Annotated in this window: 13 protein-coding genes and 2 pseudogenes; 8 read left to right on the forward strand and 7 right to left on the reverse strand. The window is 74.9% G+C overall.

The genetic code is table 11. The features are described 5' to 3' along the window. Window positions 1-56: 56 nt before the first annotated feature. The 3 genes from OO48_RS10780 to OO48_RS10790 all read left to right on the forward strand — a co-directional run bounded on the left by OO48_RS10780 (window position 57) and on the right by OO48_RS10790 (window position 3,686). Complete coding sequence (locus OO48_RS10780; RefSeq protein WP_033214597.1) at window positions 57-1,301, forward strand: cytochrome P450 family protein; 1,245 nt, start codon at window positions 57-59, stop codon at window positions 1,299-1,301. Between the two features lie 143 nt (window positions 1,302-1,444). Then, on the forward strand, window positions 1,445-3,205 hold the full coding sequence (locus tag OO48_RS10785) for an MFS transporter (protein ID WP_033214599.1): 1,761 nt from the start codon (window positions 1,445-1,447) through the stop codon (window positions 3,203-3,205). Between the two features lie 34 nt (window positions 3,206-3,239). Then, window positions 3,240-3,686 (forward strand): MarR family winged helix-turn-helix transcriptional regulator, encoded by a 447-nt coding sequence (locus OO48_RS10790; protein ID WP_245194587.1) that lies wholly within the window; start codon window positions 3,240-3,242, stop codon window positions 3,684-3,686. Window positions 3,687-3,739: 53 nt separating this feature from the next. Here the strand turns inward: OO48_RS10790 and OO48_RS10795 are convergent, their stop codons facing one another. The 3 genes from OO48_RS10795 to OO48_RS10805 all read right to left on the reverse strand — a co-directional run bounded on the left by OO48_RS10795 (window position 3,740) and on the right by OO48_RS10805 (window position 6,207). Further along, complete coding sequence (locus OO48_RS10795) at window positions 3,740-4,174, reverse strand: hypothetical protein (RefSeq protein WP_033214605.1); 435 nt, start codon at window positions 4,172-4,174, stop codon at window positions 3,740-3,742. 311 nt (window positions 4,175-4,485) lie between these two features. Continuing rightward, window positions 4,486-5,283, reverse strand: a complete 798-nt coding sequence (locus tag OO48_RS10800) for a DUF1963 domain-containing protein (RefSeq protein WP_033214607.1) — start codon at window positions 5,281-5,283, stop codon at window positions 4,486-4,488. A 132-nt stretch (window positions 5,284-5,415) separates the two neighbouring features. Then, entirely contained in the window at window positions 5,416-6,207 is a 792-nt protein-coding gene (locus OO48_RS10805) for a TetR/AcrR family transcriptional regulator (RefSeq protein WP_081952034.1), read from the reverse strand. 145 nt (window positions 6,208-6,352) lie between these two features. Here OO48_RS10805 and OO48_RS10810 point away from each other — a divergent pair, with 145 nt between their 5' ends. After that, complete coding sequence (locus tag OO48_RS10810) at window positions 6,353-7,531, forward strand: FAD-dependent oxidoreductase (RefSeq protein ID WP_033214609.1); 1,179 nt, start codon at window positions 6,353-6,355, stop codon at window positions 7,529-7,531. Between the two features lie 211 nt (window positions 7,532-7,742). Here OO48_RS10810 and OO48_RS10815 read toward each other — a convergent pair whose 3' ends face one another. From OO48_RS10815 to OO48_RS10825, 3 genes are all read right to left on the reverse strand, one after another. After that, on the reverse strand, window positions 7,743-9,101 hold the full coding sequence (locus OO48_RS10815; RefSeq protein WP_051731991.1) for a serine hydrolase domain-containing protein: 1,359 nt from the start codon (window positions 9,099-9,101) through the stop codon (window positions 7,743-7,745). Window positions 9,102-9,173: 72 nt separating this feature from the next. Beyond that, window positions 9,174-9,461 carry a hypothetical protein gene (locus OO48_RS10820; RefSeq protein WP_157845425.1) on the reverse strand — a complete coding sequence of 96 codons (288 nt, stop codon included), beginning with the start codon at window positions 9,459-9,461 and terminating at the stop codon, window positions 9,174-9,176. 40 nt (window positions 9,462-9,501) lie between these two features. Continuing rightward, window positions 9,502-10,758 (reverse strand): PucR-like N-terminal domain-containing protein, encoded by a 1,257-nt coding sequence (locus OO48_RS10825; protein ID WP_081952035.1) that lies wholly within the window; start codon window positions 10,756-10,758, stop codon window positions 9,502-9,504. A gap of 376 nt (window positions 10,759-11,134) precedes the next feature. Here OO48_RS10825 and OO48_RS41155 point away from each other — a divergent pair. Continuing rightward, window positions 11,135-12,079 (forward strand): annotated as a pseudogene (locus OO48_RS41155) (esterase/lipase family protein). A 61-nt stretch (window positions 12,080-12,140) separates the two neighbouring features. Here the strand turns inward: OO48_RS41155 and OO48_RS10835 are convergent. Continuing rightward, the gene (locus OO48_RS10835; RefSeq protein WP_033214613.1) at window positions 12,141-13,214 is read right to left on the reverse strand and encodes a lysophospholipid acyltransferase family protein; all 1,074 of its coding nucleotides are present in this window, start codon (window positions 13,212-13,214) and stop codon (window positions 12,141-12,143) included. Between the two features lie 210 nt (window positions 13,215-13,424). On the opposite strand from OO48_RS10835, the gene OO48_RS10840 reads away from it, so the two are divergent. From OO48_RS10840 to OO48_RS10850, 3 genes and pseudogenes are all read left to right on the forward strand, one after another. Beyond that, on the forward strand, window positions 13,425-14,330 hold the full coding sequence (locus OO48_RS10840) for a patatin-like phospholipase family protein (RefSeq protein ID WP_051731992.1): 906 nt from the start codon (window positions 13,425-13,427) through the stop codon (window positions 14,328-14,330). Window positions 14,331-14,759: 429 nt separating this feature from the next. Then, entirely contained in the window at window positions 14,760-16,166 is a 1,407-nt protein-coding gene (locus tag OO48_RS10845; protein ID WP_033214617.1) for a family 2B encapsulin nanocompartment shell protein, read from the forward strand. Window positions 16,167-16,577: 411 nt separating this feature from the next. Next, window positions 16,578-16,872 (forward strand): annotated as a pseudogene (locus OO48_RS10850) (hypothetical protein); the annotation flags it as partial.

Consider the following 16,872-nt stretch of genomic DNA (forward strand, 5'->3'; position numbering starts at 1 on the left):
CGGGGCGGACCGCCCGACCGGTCGACTCGGAACACCCTCACCGGAGAGGCCACTCGATGGACACCCAGCGCTGCCCGTACCGCCTCGACCCCGCCGGCGCGGACCTGCACGCCGAGACCGCCGCCCTGCGCGCCGCCGGACCGGCCGCGCCGATCGAACTGCCCGGCGGCGTCCCCGGCTGGTCCGTCACCGACCCCGACCTGATCCGGCGCCTGCTCACCGACCCCCGGATCTCCAAGGACGCCGCCCGGCACTGGGTCGCCGACCGGGCCGGCGAGATACCCGCCGACTGGCCGCTGCGGATGTGGACCGACGTCCGCAACGCCCTCACCACCTACGGCGACGAGCACGCCCGGCTGCGCCGCCTGATCGGCCCCGCCTTCACCGCCCGCCGGATCCGCGCGCTCGCCCCGGAGATCGAACGGATCGCCGCCGAACTCCTCGACCGCCTCGCCGCCCACCCGCCGGGCGAAGTCGTCGACCTGCGCGCCGAGTTCACCTGGGTCCTGCCGCTGAAGGTGGTCAACACCCTGCTCGGCGTGCCCGAGGAGATGCACGACGCGTTCCGCTCCACCATCGGCCGGCTCTTCGAGACCGGCACCGGCCCCGAGGAGGCCGTCCGCAACGCGGAGGCCGTCTACACCCAACTCGCCCTGCTGGCCGAGGCCAAGCGCAAGGACCCCGGCGAGGACGTCACCACCGCGCTGATCCAGGCCCGCGACGAGGAGACCGGCACCGGCCTGGACGAGGGCGAACTCCTCGACAGCCTGCTACTGCTCATCGGCGCCGGCCACGAGACCACCGTCAACCTGCTCGGCAGCGCCGTCGTCCAACTCCTCGACCATCCAGACCAGTTGGAGCAGCTGAAGGCCGAACCGGCCCGTTGGCCCGACGCCGTGGAGGAGACCCTGCGTCACCAGCCGCCGGTCGCCAACATCCTCGCGCGCTTCGCCGTCGAGGACGTCCACGACGAAGCCACCGGCCTCACCTTCGCCCGCGGTGACCTGCTGGTGATCAACTTCCTGGCCACCGGCCGCGACACCGCCCTGCACGGCGAGGACGCCGCCCGCTACGACCACACCCGGGCCACCCGCCGCGACCACCTCTCCTTCGGCCACGGCGTCCACTACTGCCTCGGCGCCGAACTCGCCCGCCTCGAATCCCGGATCGCCCTCGCCGCCCTCTTCGACCGCTTCCCCCGCCTCGCCCTCGCCGTCCCCGCCGCCGAACTGCGCCCCCTGGAGTCCTTCATCTCCAACGGCCCGCGCGAGCTGCCCGTCCTGCTCCACGGCCGCGCCTGAGCGGCACCCGGACCAGCCCCCGCCCGCCCGCTCCACGGCGCTTCCGTCCACCATCCGGGACGGGTGGCAGGGGCGGGGATCCGCGCAGTAATTTAGTTCACATCAGCTAACTATCATCACGGCTTCCCAGGGGGCGGCAGGAGATGGCGGACGTGGACACGAAGAAACGGTGGATCGGCGCGGAACACCCGCGCTACAAGTGGGTGGCGCTGTCGAACACCACCCTGGGCATGCTGATCGCCACGATCAACTCCTCGATCGTGCTGATCTCGCTGCCGGCGATCTTCAACGGCATCCACCTCAACCCGCTGGAGCCCGGCAACGTCAGTTACCTGCTGTGGATGCTGATGGGCTACATGCTGGTCACCGCGGTGCTGGTGGTCACGCTGGGGCGGCTCGGCGACATCTGGGGCCGGGTGCGGATCTACAACGCCGGCTTCCTGATCTTCACCGTCACCTCGGTGATCCTCTCGCTCGACCCGATGGGCGGCGGTGGCGGCGCGCTCTGGCTGATCGGCTGGCGGGTGGTCCAGGCCGTCGGCGGCGCCATGCTGATGGCCAACTCCGCGGCCATCATCACCGACGCCTTCCCGGCCCGGCAGCGCGGCATGGCGCTCGGCGTCAACATGGTCGCCGCGATCGCCGGATCCTTCATCGGGCTCGTCCTCGGCGGCGTGCTGGCCGAATGGAACTGGCGCTCGATCTTCTGGGTCAACGTCCCGATCGGCATCATCGGCACCGTCTGGGCCTACCGCTCGCTGCACGAGACCGGCGTCCGCCGCCCCGGGAAGATCGACTGGTGGGGCAACGTCAGCTTCGCCGTCGGCCTCACCGCGCTGCTCGCCGGCATCACCTACGGCATCCAGCCCTACGGCGGCCACACCATGGGCTGGACCAACCCCTGGGTGCTGGCCGGCCTGATCGGCGGCGCGGCCGTGCTGGTCGCGTTCTGCGCGATCGAGAGCAGGGTCGCCGAACCGATGTTCCCGCTGCGCCTGTTCCGCGACCCGGTGTTCGCGGGCGGCAACCTGGCCACGCTGCTCGGCTCGATCGCCCGCGGCGGCCTGCAGTTCATGCTGATCGTCTGGCTGCAGGGCATCTGGCTGCCGCTGCACGGCTACGACTACGAGGACACCCCGCTCTGGGCCGGCATCTACCTCGTCCCGCTGACCATCGGCTTCCTCGCCGCCGGACCGATCGCCGGCCACCTCTCGGACCGCTTCGGCGCCCGGCTGTTCGCGGCCGGCGGCCTGGTCGTGATGGCCGGTTCGTTCGCCGGGCTGCTGATCCTGCCCACCGACTTCGGGTACGTCTGGTTCGCCCTGCTGGTGTTCCTCAACGGCCTCGGCGGCGGACTGTTCGCCGCCCCCAACACCGCGCTGGTGATGTCCAGCGTCCCGGCCGCCGACCGCGGCGCCGCCTCCGGCATGCGGGCCACGTTCCAGAACGCCGGCATGGTGCTGTCCATCGGCGTCTTCTTCTCGCTGATGGTCGCCGGCCTGGCCGGTTCGCTCCCGCAGACCCTCACCGACGGCCTCACCGGGCAGGGCGTCTCGGCGGCCGACGCCCACACGGTCGCCCAACTCCCGCCCGTCGGCATGCTGTTCGCCGCCTTCCTGGGCTACAACCCGATCCACGAACTGCTCGGCCCGCAGGTGCTCTCCGGCCTGCCCGCCGACAACGCCCGGACGCTCACCGGACGGGACTTCTTCCCGCACCTGATCTCCGGCCCGTTCCACGACGGCCTGATGGTGGTCTTCTCGCTCGCCATCGCGATGTCGCTGGTCGCCGCCCTGGCCTCGCTGCTGCGCGGCCGCAAACCGGGTACCGTCGGCGACGGACCCGAGGACGGGACGGCCACCGCCCCGGACGGCGGCACCGCGGTCTCCCGGGGCGCGGCGTGACGTGAACCAGACGGCGGAACAGGAGAGTTCGACAGTGGTGCAGGACGACGAGGGCGGCCTCGACCCGGCAGAGGTGGCGCGGCTGCGCCTGGTGATCGCCCGGCTGAACCGGCACCTGATGCGGGCCTCCGACCGGCAGGAGTTCACCTTCGCCCAGCAGTCCGCGCTGGCCCGGATCGAGCAGCACGGTCCGATCCGGCTCGGCGAACTCGCCGCGCTGGAACGGGTCACCGCCCCGTCGATGACCCGCACCGTCGCCTCGCTGGTCGAAGCCGGACTCGTCAACCGCGTCCCCGACCCCAGCGACGGCCGCTCCGTCCTGGTCGAACTCTCCACCGGCGGTGTCGAGTTGCTGGCCCACATCCGGCGCCGGCGCTCCGAACTGCTGGCCCGCCGCACCGCCGAACTCACCGAACCGGAACGGCAGACCCTGATGGCGGCGCTGCCCGTCCTGGAACGCCTGGTCTCCTTCGAGGACTGACCCGCCCGGCTGGAGGGGCGCCGTCCGGTCAGGCGTCCGGCGCGGGCGTCCGGTCAGGCGTCCGGTGCGGGCCTGCGGCGGCGCAGCACCAGCCAGAGCCAGAGCAGCAGTGCGGCCAGCCCGCCGCCGGCCAGGGCCGCGCCGCGCTGCCAGGCGCCGTCGCCGCCCGGCGGGTAGACCGCGCCCTGGTAGCCCACGGCGCGGGAGTGTTCGCCGAGGCGGTCGGCCGACAGGTGGCCCATCACGTTCGCGCCGGTCAGCGCGGGCCGGGCCGGGTCGTCCGGGGCGAACGTCCCCTCCACCGCGCACCGGCCGCAGTCCACCGCCTCCCGGGTCACCGTGAACACCCCCGGGTCACCGGCCCCGTGCGCGACCGCCCACCCCGGCATGGCGTAGCCGAGACCCGCCAGCAGCGCCACCAGCCCGACCACCAGCACCGCCCACCGGATCGCCGCCGCCCGCAGCGCGTCCCGCCGCCCGCCGTCCATGCCCCGCCACCTCCTGTTCCGGTCCTGTTCCGGGGAGAGGACATCCTGTCACGGGGGCGGCGGCCCGCCGGGGCACCGGGGCGTCAGACCGCCGGTCCGGCCGGTTCGGCCAGCTCGGCCAGCTCGGAAGGGGCCAGCTCCAGGTCCGCTGCCGCCACGTTGTCGGCCAGGTGGGCGGGCGAGGACGTGCCCGGGATGGTGCGGGCCGCCGTCGGCCGCTCGCGCTTCGGTCGTCGTCTCCTGCCCGCCGCGCCCCGTCCCCTCGCGCCACGCCCCGCGCCGTCGCGTCCGGGACGGTGGCGGAGCCGGGTTCAGCAGCAGAGGCCCACCGCGCCGGCCGGGCCGTAGTCGCCCGCCGCGAACGCCTTCGCCGGGATCGTGAAGTACAGCGTCCCGGCGTCGCCCCAGGCCCAGCCGAGCTCGTCGTCGGCGGCGAGTTGGAGCAGGTGCACCACGGGGCCGTCGGCGTCCCGGTCGGTCACCGAAGTTCCGTACGAGGTGTCGGGCCAGCCGAACGCGCAGTGGCGCCCGGCGGTGTTCCCGTCGAAGCCCTCCATCGCGTCGAGGACGAGCGAGGCCGCGCCCCAGTGCCGGTCCGGGTCGTACTCGAGGTCGTCGTCCGCGACGTCCCAACTGTCGGGGAGCATCACCGATCCGACCGCGCGGACCGGCCGGGCCGGGTAGCGCCGGGCGGGGGCGGGCGCGGCGGTCTCGACGGCCCGGTCCGGGTCGGCGGGGACCACCCGGTACATCTCCGGGTCGGTGGTGTCGAGCTGCCGGTACTCCTCGTACGGGATGTCCGGGTCGAGCTGGAAGAAGTTGAGCAGGCCCGGCCGGGTGGGCAGTTCGTCGCCGAGCCAGGGGCGGAGGGCGTCGGTGTCGAGGACGGCGAGCAGGGACAGCGGGACGCCGCCGAGCGAGGGCCAGGGGGTCTCCGGGTCGAGCAGGGCGGGGCCGCCGAGCCGGCACCGGCCGGTGGGCGGCGCGTCGTCGGTGGCGGGCTCCAACCGGAAACCGCGGCGGGCCATCGCCGCGAACCGGGCTCCGGCCCGCGCCCCGAGGCGTTCGGCGCAGATGCGGGGCAGGTCGGCGGGGTCGTGGAATTCCATGCCGGCATCCTCTCAACTCCCGCCGACGGCGGCCCGATCGGCGGGTCCTCCAGCGGCAGCGGCGGTGGCGGTGGCGCGGCGTCAAGGTGACGGTCGGTCGGGACGGTCGGTGCGGTCAGAATGCCTGGGCGGTCAGGACGCCTGGGCGGCGATCCCGTCCAGCACCATCTCCAGGCCCGCCGCGAACGACTCGCCCGGCGTCAGGTGGTCGGCCGACGCCATCACCTCCGCGATCGTCGGATGCCGCCCCTCCGCCAGCACCCGCATCATGTACGGCCCCATCGCCACCTGCCACTCGCGGTTCGAACGCCCCTCCGCCCGCTCCGCCCGGCGCTGCGCCACCTCCACCCGCAGCCGGCCCGTCAGGTACGCGTGGAAGACCCCCGCCGCCTGCTGCACCCTGGTCGGGTGCCCGGCGAAGCCCGGTACGCCCCACAGCACGGACAGCGCGGTCTCCCGCGCGGCCAGCGCGTTCGGCCCCAAGTGCGGCCGTCCGCCCAGCAGTTCGATGAACCACTCGTGACGCAGCGCGGCCGCCCGGTACCGCCCGGCGATCGCCCGCAGCTCCTCCCGCCACTCCACGGGTGCAGCCGGCCCGGCGCCGGGCCGGGCGGCGGCGGCGCCGGGGGCGATCTCCCCGTACACCGCGTCCACCATCAGCTCCAGCAGCTCGGCCTTGGTCTCCACGTACCCGTACAGTCGCATCGGGCCGACCTCCAGGGCCGCGGCGACCCGTCGGATGGACACCCCCTCCAGCCCGTCCGCGTCGGCCAGTTCGAGCGCCGCGCCGACGATCAGCGCCCGGCTCAACGGCGCCGGCGAGCGCCGCTCCGGCGGCTCCGGACGCTCCCAGACCAGCCCGGACCCGGAATCGGAACCGGAATCGGACCCGGACCCGGAGTCGGCGTCGTGACGGGGCGTCATGGGGGAGGTCTCCGTTCGGCGGCGCAGGTGGTGCGAGGTGGTGCGAGGTGGTGCGGGAACACGATACGGGGCAGCGTTGCGATACAGTGTATCGAATCGATACGGTGTATCGACGAGAGCGGGCGAACGAGGGGGACGGCAGGACATGGCGCACACGACGGGCACGACGGACGTGGCGATCGTCGGAGGCGGCCCGGGCGGGCTGACCCTGGCGCGGCTGCTCACCATGCGCGGCACCCGCGTCACGGTGTACGAGCGCGACGCCGGCCCGGCGGCCCGCACCCAGGGCGGCACGCTCGACCTGCACGCCGACACCGGGCAGCGCGCCCTGCGCGCGGCCGGGCTGACGCGGGCGTTCCGCCGCCACGCCCGCCCGGAGGGGGAGGACATGCTGCTGCTCGACCGCACCGGCACCGTGCTGCACCGCGACGACACCCCGGACGACTCGCCCGCGCTCCGCCCCGAGATCGACCGCGCCGACCTGCGCGACCTGCTGCTGGACTCCCTCCCGCCCGGCACCGTCGCCTGGGGCCGCACCCTGCGCACCGCCACCCCGACCGGCCGGGACGGTGACGGCGGCGGCTGGCAGTTGGAGTTCGCCGACGGCGGCCGCGCCGAGCACCGGGTCGTGATCGGCGCCGACGGCGCGAACTCCCGCCTCCGGCCGCTGCTCACCCCCGCCGTGCCGCAGCACCTGGGCGTCAACACGGTCGAGGGCGCCGTCCCCGACATCGACCGCGTCCGCCCCGACCTGGCCGCCGCGGTCGGCCGGGGCAGCTACTGGGTGATGGGCGAGGGCCGCTCGTTCGTCGCCCAGCGCTGCAGCGACGGTTCGGTCCGGATCGGCCTGTCCTTCCACGGCCCCGCCGACCGCGCCGCCGACTGGCTGACCACCTGCGGCATCCCGTTCGAGAGCCCGGACGGCGCCCGGGCCGCGCTGCTCCCGCTGTTCGCCGACTGGACGCCCGAGTGCCGGGCCCTGATCGAGGCATGCCCCGGCCCGTTCACCCCCCGCGCCCTCACCGCCCTCCCGGTCGGCCTGCGCTGGCCGCACCGCCCCGGCCTCACCCTGCTCGGGGACGCCGCCCACCTGATGCCCCCCGTCGGCCACGGCGCCAACGCCGCGATGCGCGACGCCCTGGAGCTGGCCACCGCGCTCGACGCCACCCCCGGGAGTTCCGACGCCGCCCTGCGGGCCTACGAGGAGGAGATGTTCGCCCGCACCGCCGGGGTCGCCGCCGAATCGGCCCGGATCCTGGAGATGATCACCTCGCCGGAGGGCGGCCGCCGCGTCGCCGCGTTCTTCCGGGGCGAGGGCGACTGAGCCGCGCTGCCGGGAAAGCCCTGGACGACGTCCCCCTGGCCACCCTGGAGGACGTCCGGGGCGCCGCCACCGCGACGGCCGTCCCGGAGGTCCACCGACCCGGCCGTCCCGGTGGACCTCCGGGACGGCCGGGTCGACGAGCAGGGCGAGCGCCTGGAGCGCGCCCGCCGGACGGACCGGACGCAGACCCCGTCCGGCCGGGCCCGGGTGGTCAGTGACGGCGGCGCAGCTCGCAGGGGTGGGGGAGGTAGGGTCCGAGGAAGCCCTCCCGGTCGCCGTTCTTGAAGGCGATCGCCCGGCCGGCCAGGTCGCCGCCGTGCAGGCGCAGTTCGAGACCGAACGCGGGGCTGTTCAACCGGGCGTCCGGGGTCGGGAGTTGGAGCGGCGCGACGAGGCGGACGTCCCAGCGGTGGGAGGCGGCGGCCGGGACGGCGACCGGCGGCAGGTCGGCGAGGCAGACCTCCACCCGGCCGTCCGGCAGCGCGGTGACGGTCAGCGGGACGGTGGCGTCGTGGGCGGTGACCTCCCCGGACCAACTGCCCGGCGGCAGGGCGAGCGGCAGGTCGGCCTCGGCGGCCGGAGCCAGGTGCGCGAGGTCGAACTCGGGGGCCAGCGCGCCCATCAGGTGCGCGACCACCGCGTTGCGGGCGGACTTGTCGGTCGAGTTGGCGAGCACCGCCACCGACAGCCCCCGCCCGGGCAGGTCGATCATCATCGACGCGACGCCGCCCATCCCGCCGCCGTGGCTGCTGATCACCGTCCCGTCCGCCGTCCGCTGCACCACCCGCCCCAGCCCGTACCCCAGGTTCCCGCCGGGGGCGATGGCGGGCGCGTCGAGCACGGCCGCGGCCGTGCCGGGCGTCAGCAGCCCGGCCGAGCGGCGGGCGAACAGCGCGACGTCGCCGGCCGTCGCCCAGCCCGCGCCCGCCGCCGGGTGCCCCTCGCGACAGGCCGGGTACGCCCGTCCCTCGGGGGTGTACCGCACCGCCGACGGCGCGGGACCGGGGTGGACCGGCCCGAAGGCGAAGCCCGCCAGCCCGAGCGGCTCGGCGATCCACTCCCGCAGCAGCGCGCCGAACTCCCGCCCGGTGGCCGCCTCCAACGCCCGGGCCACCTCCTGGTAGCCGAGGTTGGAGTACTCGAACTCGCCGCCCGGCTCGTGCAGTTGCCTGCGGTAACGGGCGACGTCGATCGGCGCCGGAGTACCGGCCGGGCGGTAGGAGAAGTCGTAGTACCCGGGGAAGCCGCCCCGGTGGCGCAGCAGTTGGCGCACCGTCGGCGCCGCGTACGCGAACTCGCCCGGCACCGGCGCGTCCAGGTCGAGCAGCCCCCGGTCCGCGGCCAGGCACGCCGCGAGCCCGGTGAACGCCTTGGTCACCGAAGCCAGTCCGTACGCCGTCCCCGGCGTCGCCGCCCGCTCCGCCGCGACGTCCGCCCACCCGTACGCCCGGGCGAGCACCAACTCCTCGCCCGCCGCCACGGCCACGCTCACCGACGGGCAGCCGGTCTCCGCCAGCACCCGCCCGCACACCTCGTCCAGCCCGTCCAGCCCGCCCAGCCCGTCCAACATGTCGGTGCCCCTCCCTCGCGCCGGTCGTCGCCCCGGATGCTAGTACGACGTCCGCGAACCGTTGACGACGGGTCAGCCGCCGCCGCGCAGCCGGTCGGCCTCGGCGGGCAGGCCGGCGGGTAGGTCAGCGGGCAGGTCGGCGGGCAGGTCGGCCGGGGTGCGGACCGGGTCGAGCAAGTGGCGGCGGTACGGGATCGGCTGCAACGCGCCCACGGCGTTCGGGAGTTCGCGCAGCGCATCGGCGGACGGGTCGAGCAGCAGCGTCCGCTCGAACACCCGCGGATCGCCGAACCACGGCGCCGCCGCCCCGGCCACCTGCCCGAGCGCCGCCGCCGGATCGTTCCCGCAGCGGGTCGGCACCCGGGTCGGCACCCGGGCCGGGCCCGGGGCCGTCGACCGATCAGTCGTGCGAAGGAGGTTGTCGTCCCGGGTGGGAGCGGTGTTCCGGCGGTACGGGCAACGGCTGGGCGCTCCGGGGGGCCCGGCCCTCCCGGGCGGGGGAGGTCGCGCGGAGGGCGATCTCCAGTTCGAGCCGGGTGTCGGGGGAGGCGAGGGCGGCGCCGAAGAGGTGGTGGACGCGGTGGAGGCGCTGGCGGGCGGTCTGGGGGTGGATGCCGAGCCGGGCGGCCACCTCGGGGGCGGTGCCGCGGCCGGTCTGGAGCCAGGCGAGCAGGGTGGCGGCGAGACGGTCGCGCTGCTTGGGGGTGAGCGGGGCGAGCGGGGCCAGCCGGCGTTCGGCGATCAGGCGGACCAGGGCGGGATCGGTGAGCAGCAGCAGGTCCGCGTAGCGCTCGCGGCAGTCGACCGGGCGCTGCGGGGCCTCCGGCAGGGAGGCCCGGACCAGCCGGGCCCAGCGCAGCGACTGCGCGGCGAGGGCGGGCGGCACCGCCGGGCCGATCACCGCGCCGCGCCCGTGCAGCGCGGCCGCCAGGCGCGGGTCGGCGAGCAGGACCGCCGGGTCGGGCAGCAGCAGGTGCGGCTGCGGGACGTCCAGCCCGGCCAGCACCTGTTCGGGCAGCCGGGCCGGGGGCGGGCCGGGCGGCCGGGCCGCCGGACGCGGGTCGAGCGAGACGGCGGCGACCTGCGCGGGCAGCGGCCAGTCCGCGAGGCGGGCGGCGGCGGCGAGTTCGGCCGGGTCGGCGCCGGCCAGCAGCAGGTCGTGCAGCCGGTGCCGGGCCCGGCCGAGCGCCCCGGCCAGGTCGGTGCGGGCGTCCACGTAGCCCTGGACGCTGGCCGCCGCGACCTCGTCGATGTGCGCGAACACCGCCTCGGCGAGGGTGACCAACTGCTCGGCGGCCAGCCCGCGACGGCGGGCCACCCGGGCGTACCGGCGCCAGGCGATCCGGGCGCCGAGCCGGAACGCGGCCTGCAGGGCGTCCAGGCTGCGGCCCTCGGAGAGCTCGCCCCGGCCGAGCGAGCGGTACACCCGCAGCTGGCGCGGGCCGGGCGCGGGCAGCCCGGCGACCCGGTCGGTGAACTCGGCGAGCGCCGTCTCCACCCCCTGCTGGATTCCGGCGCCGAATTGCCCGGAGAGCGGTCGGGAGAATTCCGGGACGGCGGCCCGTATCTCCCGGATGATCTCGGTGGCGAGGGATTGCTGCTCGGCTCTGAGTTCGGCGGAGAAATCACGTGGAAGTCCCTCCCACGGTCCGGCCAATTCCGCTCCTCTGGGTAGCGATAATCCGTCCGCCCGAACCCCCGCGCGACACCGGGGCGGAGGCCGCCGGTGCGGCCGGGAATCAGGCGATGCCACCGGGAGTATGCGGCGAGGTTACCCGCGGGTCAATAGGTCCGGCACAAGATTGCGGGCCCCCGGGCCGCCCGGCGCGGGCGGAAACGCTGACACGGGTGACAGTTCCGCCGGAGGGGGGACGCAATTCCTGGCACCTTCGGATGGACTTTCCGCGACCGGCTGCGCCGCGTGTTGACGGCGGGTCGCCGTGCTCCTAGCTTCTGGGCGACCCGGAGAAAGCCGCTGAGGGTTCGGCGGAATTCCGGAAACGGGACGGCCCACGGAGCGGAAGGTGTGCGGAATGCGGAGGAACGGCGTACGGGCCGCGGTGCTCGCGGCACTCACGGCGACGGGACTGCTGGCGGCGGCGGCCGAACCCGCGGCGGCGGCCGGGCACCTCCCGGTGGAGACCCACTTCGCCACCGGCTTCGTCGAGGGCTTCTTCTTCCCGGGGGTGAGCCCGGCCGGCGCCGGCGACTGGTCCTGCCGGCCGTCCGCGGCCCATCCGAACCCGGTGGTGCTGGTGCACGGCACGCTGGAGAACCAGAACGACAACTGGCGCGGCGCGGCCCCGCTGCTGGCCGACCAGGGGTACTGCGTCTACGCCTTCAACTACGGCGGCCCGTCCGCGACCTCGCCGGTCCAGGGGACCGGGCCGATCGCCGACGGGGCCAGGACGCTGGCCGCCTTCGTGGACCGGGTGCTGGGTGCCACCGGCGCCGCGAAGGCCGACCTGGTCGGGCACTCGCAGGGCGGGATGATGCCGCGCTACTACCTGAAGAACCTCGGCGGCGCGGCCTAGGTCGGCAAGCTGGTCGCCCTCGCCCCCAGCAACTACGGCACCACCCTGGACGGCATCACCGAACTCGGCCGCCGGCTGCGGATCCTGGAGCCGGCCAGCGCCCTCCTGTCCGGCCCCTGCCCGGCCTGCGTGGAACAGGAGGTCGGCTCGCCGTTCCTCACCGCGCTGAACGCCGACGGCGGGACGGTCCCCGGCGTCGAGTACACCGTGATCGCCACCAGGTACGACGAGGTGGTCACCCCGTACACCAACTCCTTCCTGCCGCCCGGCCCGCACGTCACCGACATCCTGGTGCAGGACCAGTGCCCGCTGGACGCCACCGACCACCTGGAGATCGGCTACGACCCGGTCGCGCTGACCGACGTGCTGAACGCCCTCGACCCGGCACACCCGCGGCCGGTGCCGTGCCAGGTGGTGCTGCCGGTGACCGGCCCGCTGCTGTAGCCGCCCGGTTCCCGCCCCGGCCCCCGTACGGAGCTCGGACCGCACGGGGGCCGGGGCGCGCTCAGGCGGGGTCGAGGTCCTCGGCGCGGCGCCGGGACGGGGGCTCGGCGGGCTCGGCGGCGCCGGCGATCCAGCGGTCGAGCCGCTCCCAGCACTCGTACAGCCAGTCGGCGAAGTCCTCGGGGTCGGCGGGCACCTGGTCGGCGGGGAAGCCCCACCAGCGCAGCCGGACGCGGTCGCAGGGGCCGGGCGCGTAACCGGGGCCGAGCATCCAGGGCAGCAGCCGCTCGGGGCCGGTGTGCCCGCAGACCAGCACCACGGCGGACGGGCCGGCGGCCCGCAGCGCCGCCATCGCCCCGGGCAGGTGCGGCGGCAGCACGTGCGGCATCGCCTCGGCCCGGTCGGCCAGCGCGTCCTGCCCCCGGGTGCGCAGCCGGGCGATCGACTCCGCGCGCCGGGCCGCGCTGTAGTTGGTGCCCTCGGGGTACAGCCACAGCGCCTCGTCCGGGCCCAGCGCCCGCCCCTGTGCGGCGAGTTCGGCCAGCGCGGCGGCCCGCCCGGCCCGGTTCCAGCGGAACAGCGCCAGCGGCACGCCGCGCAGCAGCGCCCGCAGGCCGGGCTCCAGGGCGACGCAGCGCTTGGCGACGCCGCGCGGGTGGCGGCCGAGCACGGCGGCCACCGCGGTGACCGCCAGCTGGGTGTTGAGGATGCCCGCGTGCCGGGCCAGCACGACCACCGGCCGCCCGGGGTCGGGCAGCGGCTCGGGCGGGTCGACCTGGAAGCGCAGGCCGGTCCAGTCCTCGGCCAGCCGCCGGAAGCGCCGCCCGGCCCGGGCGGTGAGCAGCCGCCAGGCGTCCGGCCCGGCGGGCCGGGCCCGCAGCCGCAGCGAACCGGCCAGCGCGGTCAGCGAGAACCCGGCCAGGTACGCGGCCCACACCAGCGGGAGCCGGGCGGCGGCCGCGGCGCGGCCGGGCAGCAGCGGCCGGAGCAGACCGAGCGGGAGCAGCAGCGGGAGGAGGAGGAGCAGAAACGCGGTCAGGGTGCCGAGGGCGAGGGCGTCCCAGGCCGAGGCGAGCGCCGCGGAGCGCAGCCGGGCCGCCCGGGAGAGCCCCGGCGAGGGCGGAGTCCTGTGCATGGCTCAAGATCTCTCACGCCGCCGGGCCCCGGGCCAGCCGAAGATCCACTGCGCTGGACCGATCGTGTCGAGGGTGCCGTAGACGGGCGAAGGTGCAGGTGGGAGCGGTTGCGGCGGCCGGAGGGCGGATCGGACGATGGGCCTTGCGGGCCCGTCGGGCGCGCGCGGGGGACGGACCCGGGCACGGCCCCGGAGACAGGTGGCGAAGAGATGGACGGTCTGACGGGCGGTTCGACGGACGGTCTACTGGACGGCCGGGGCAAGGTCGCGTTCGTGCTCGGCGGCGGCGGCGAGCGGGGCGGCAACCAGGTCGGCATGGTCCGGGCCCTGCTGGAGGCCGGGATCACCCCCGACATCGTGGTCGGCACCTCGATCGGCTCGGTGCAGGGCGCCATCCTGGCGAAGAACCCCACGATCTCGGCGGTCGCCGAACTGACCGAGCTGTGGATGGAGTTCATCAGCATGAAGGTGATGAAACCGTCCCTGAAGGCGTTCGTGTCCAACGTCCGGCACGTGCGGGCCGGGCTGACCTCGGTGGACGCCGCGCACCGGATGCTGCTCAACCACTTCGCGCCGCACACCAGGATCGAGGACCTCAAGCTCCCGTTCGTCTGCCCGGCGTCCTCGATCGAGCGGGCCGAGGCGCACTACTTCGACCACGGGCCGCTGATCCCGGCGCTGCTGGCGTCCTGCTGCGTGCCGGGGCTGTTCCCGCCGGTGGAGATCGACGGCGAGCACTACCTGGACGGCGGGCTGATCGACTCGCTGCCGGTCGGCGTCGCGGCCTCGCTGGGGGCGACCACCGTGTACGCGCTGCGGATCCGGCAGACCGGTGGGGGCCTCGAACTGCCCCGGATGCCCTGGCAGCTCGCGCACGTCGCCTTCGAGGTGAGCCGGCGGGCGGCCGTGGAGGCCGAGGTCGCCCGGCACCGGCCCGGCGTCACGGTGCACGTGCTGCCCAGCGGCGAGGACGAGCTGGTGAAGGCCGGACGCGGACCGGTGGCCTCCGGTCGTGCCGAACTGGAGACCGTCCGGCGACGGATCGCGCTCGGCTACGACGCCGCCTCCGCATTCCTGGAGGGCCTGCAGCGCACCCGGCAGGACGCGGTCGGCTGACCCCTCCGCACCACCCCCGCGCGCCCGGCGGATGGCGGTGGTCACCCCCGCCGCCGCGCGCCCCTCCCGTGCTCCCGAACGCCCCCGCCCGCCGGGGGCGTTGGCACGTCCGGCCCCCGGGCGGCAGCGGCCCGGCCACCACCGGCCCAGGCGGTGCCGACCCCGTCTGACGCGGCGTCAGCCCTGCCAATCCTCCAGGGCCAAAGGTTCACCTAATCGGGTGCACGCGGGGCCGTGCGGGCGATCCCGGGGCCGGAACGATCTAGTGTTCCGGAGGCGGCGGGGAAGCGCGGCGACAGCGCCCTTCCGATCCCGCCGGCATTTTTCGCTTCCTTTACCGAACGCCCCCCGCACCCCAGCGAAGCCCCAACACGTTCACGGATCTGACGGTTCGTCAGGTCCGTGCGAGACGAAGGAGAGCCCGGCCCGATGTCCGTGGACAGCAGCCCGGAGACTCAGCAGGCGCAGCGCCAGCAGACCAGCCTCACCACCGCAGCGGCCCGCAACCTGGCCACCACGACCAAGTCCGCGCCGCAGATGCAGGAGATCACCTCCCGCTGGCTGCTGCGGATGCTCCCGTGGACCCAGACCTCCGGTGGCACCTACCGGGTCAACCGCCGACTGACCTACACCGTCGGCGACGGCCGGGTCGAGTTCATCCAGACCGGCGGCGACGTCCGGGTCATCCCCCGGGAGCTCGGCGAACTCGCCCTGCTGCGCGGCTACGAGGACGACGAGGTGCTCACCGCCCTGGCCGACCGCTGCCAGCAGCGCGACTTCCGGGCCGGCGAGGTGCTGGTCGAGCGCGGCACCGCGTCCGACAAGATCCACCTGGTCGCGCACGGCAAGATCAACCAGGTCTCCACCGGCAAGTACGGCGACGACGCCGTGGTCGGCGTCCTCGGCGACGGCGACCGCTTCGGCGAGAACGCCCTGCTGGACGCCGACGCCACCTGGGACTACACCGCCACCGCCAAGACCGCCGGCACCCTGCTGACCCTCAGCCGGGCCGACTTCGAGGCCGTGCTCGCCCAGTCCGAGAGCCTGCAGTCCCACATCCGGGACTTCGCCAGCCTCCCGCTGCAGCGGCAGAACGAGCTCGGCGAGGCCGAGATCGCCATGTCGGCCGGACACGAGGGCGAGCACCAGCTGCCCACCGCGTTCGTCGACTACGAGCTCAAGCCGCGCGAGTACGAGCTCTCCATCGCGCAGACCGTGCTCCGCGTCCACTCCCGCGTCGCGGACCTGTACAACCAGCCGATGAACCAGATCGAGCAGCAGCTCAAGCTCACCGTGGAGGCGCTGCGCGAGCGCCAGGAGCACGAGCTGATCAACAATCGCGAGTTCGGCCTGCTCTCCAACTGCGCCTTCAACCAGCGCATCCAGACCCACTCCGGGCCGGCCACCCCCGACGACCTGGACGAGCTGCTCAGCCGCCGCCGCGACTCCGAGTTCTTCCTCGCCCACCCGAAGACCATCGCCGCCCTCGGCCGCGAGTTCAACGCCCGCGGCCTGTACCCCGACACCGTCGACATGCAGGGCCACAAGGTCCCGGCCTGGCGCGGCGTCCCGATCCTGCCCTGCAACAAGATCCCGATCACCCCGGAGAACACCAGCTCCATCCTGGTGCTGCGCACCGGCGAGGACAACCAGGGCGTCATCGGCCTGCACCAGACCGGCATCCCGGACGAGTACCAGCCCAGCCTGTCGGTCCGCTTCATGGGCATCGACGAGAAGGCCGTGATCAACTACCTGGTCACCGCGTACTACTCGGCCGCCATCCTGGTCCCGGACGCGCTCGGCGTGCTGGAGAACGTGGAGATCGCGCACCGCTGAGCGGACCGCGCACCGACGGCCGCCGCCGGCCGTAACCAAACGGCGGCGCACCACGTTGAGGGTGCGTCGGATTGATCATGCCGTTCCGTTTCTGCGGCCCGCCCACCGGCGGCGCGGACGGAACGGTCCGATCCTCCGACGCGCCCTCGACTGCGCTCCGGCCACCTCGGCCGTACTCGAATCGGGGGCGCACCGCACCACGTCACGTCGCACCACCCATCGCCCGATCGTCCACAGCCACCGGAAGGTTGGACCACGCCCATGCAGCGCAACGGCCGTCCGTCGGCGGACGGCAGAACGGGGGCTCCGGCCTTACCCGGCCGCGTCCGTGCCCGTACCGGTTCCGGTTCCGGCCCAGGGGCCCGTGTCCGCGTCCGGAACGGAGCCCGCGCCGCGACCGCCCTGGCCGGGGTGGCCGTGGTCTGCGCGGTGCTCACCGGCGCCACCCAGGCCGCGTCCGCCGCGCACGGCGGCGACGGCCACCGGCTCGACATCTGCGTCAAGGTGCACACCTCGGTCGACGCGCCCGGCGTGCACGTCGAGGTCGACGCGGGCGGCGGGGCCAGCGTCCCGCTCCACCCGCAGGGCGGGGGCAAGGGGCACGACAGCCACGGGAACGGCAACGGCAACGGGCACGAGCACCACTGCCACCCCACGCCGACGCCCACCCCCACGCCGACCCCGACCCCGACCCCGAAGCCCACCC

This window comes from Kitasatospora phosalacinea (assembly GCF_000716545.1).
GTDB classification, from domain to species: Bacteria; Actinomycetota; Actinomycetes; order Streptomycetales; family Streptomycetaceae; genus Kitasatospora; species Kitasatospora phosalacinea.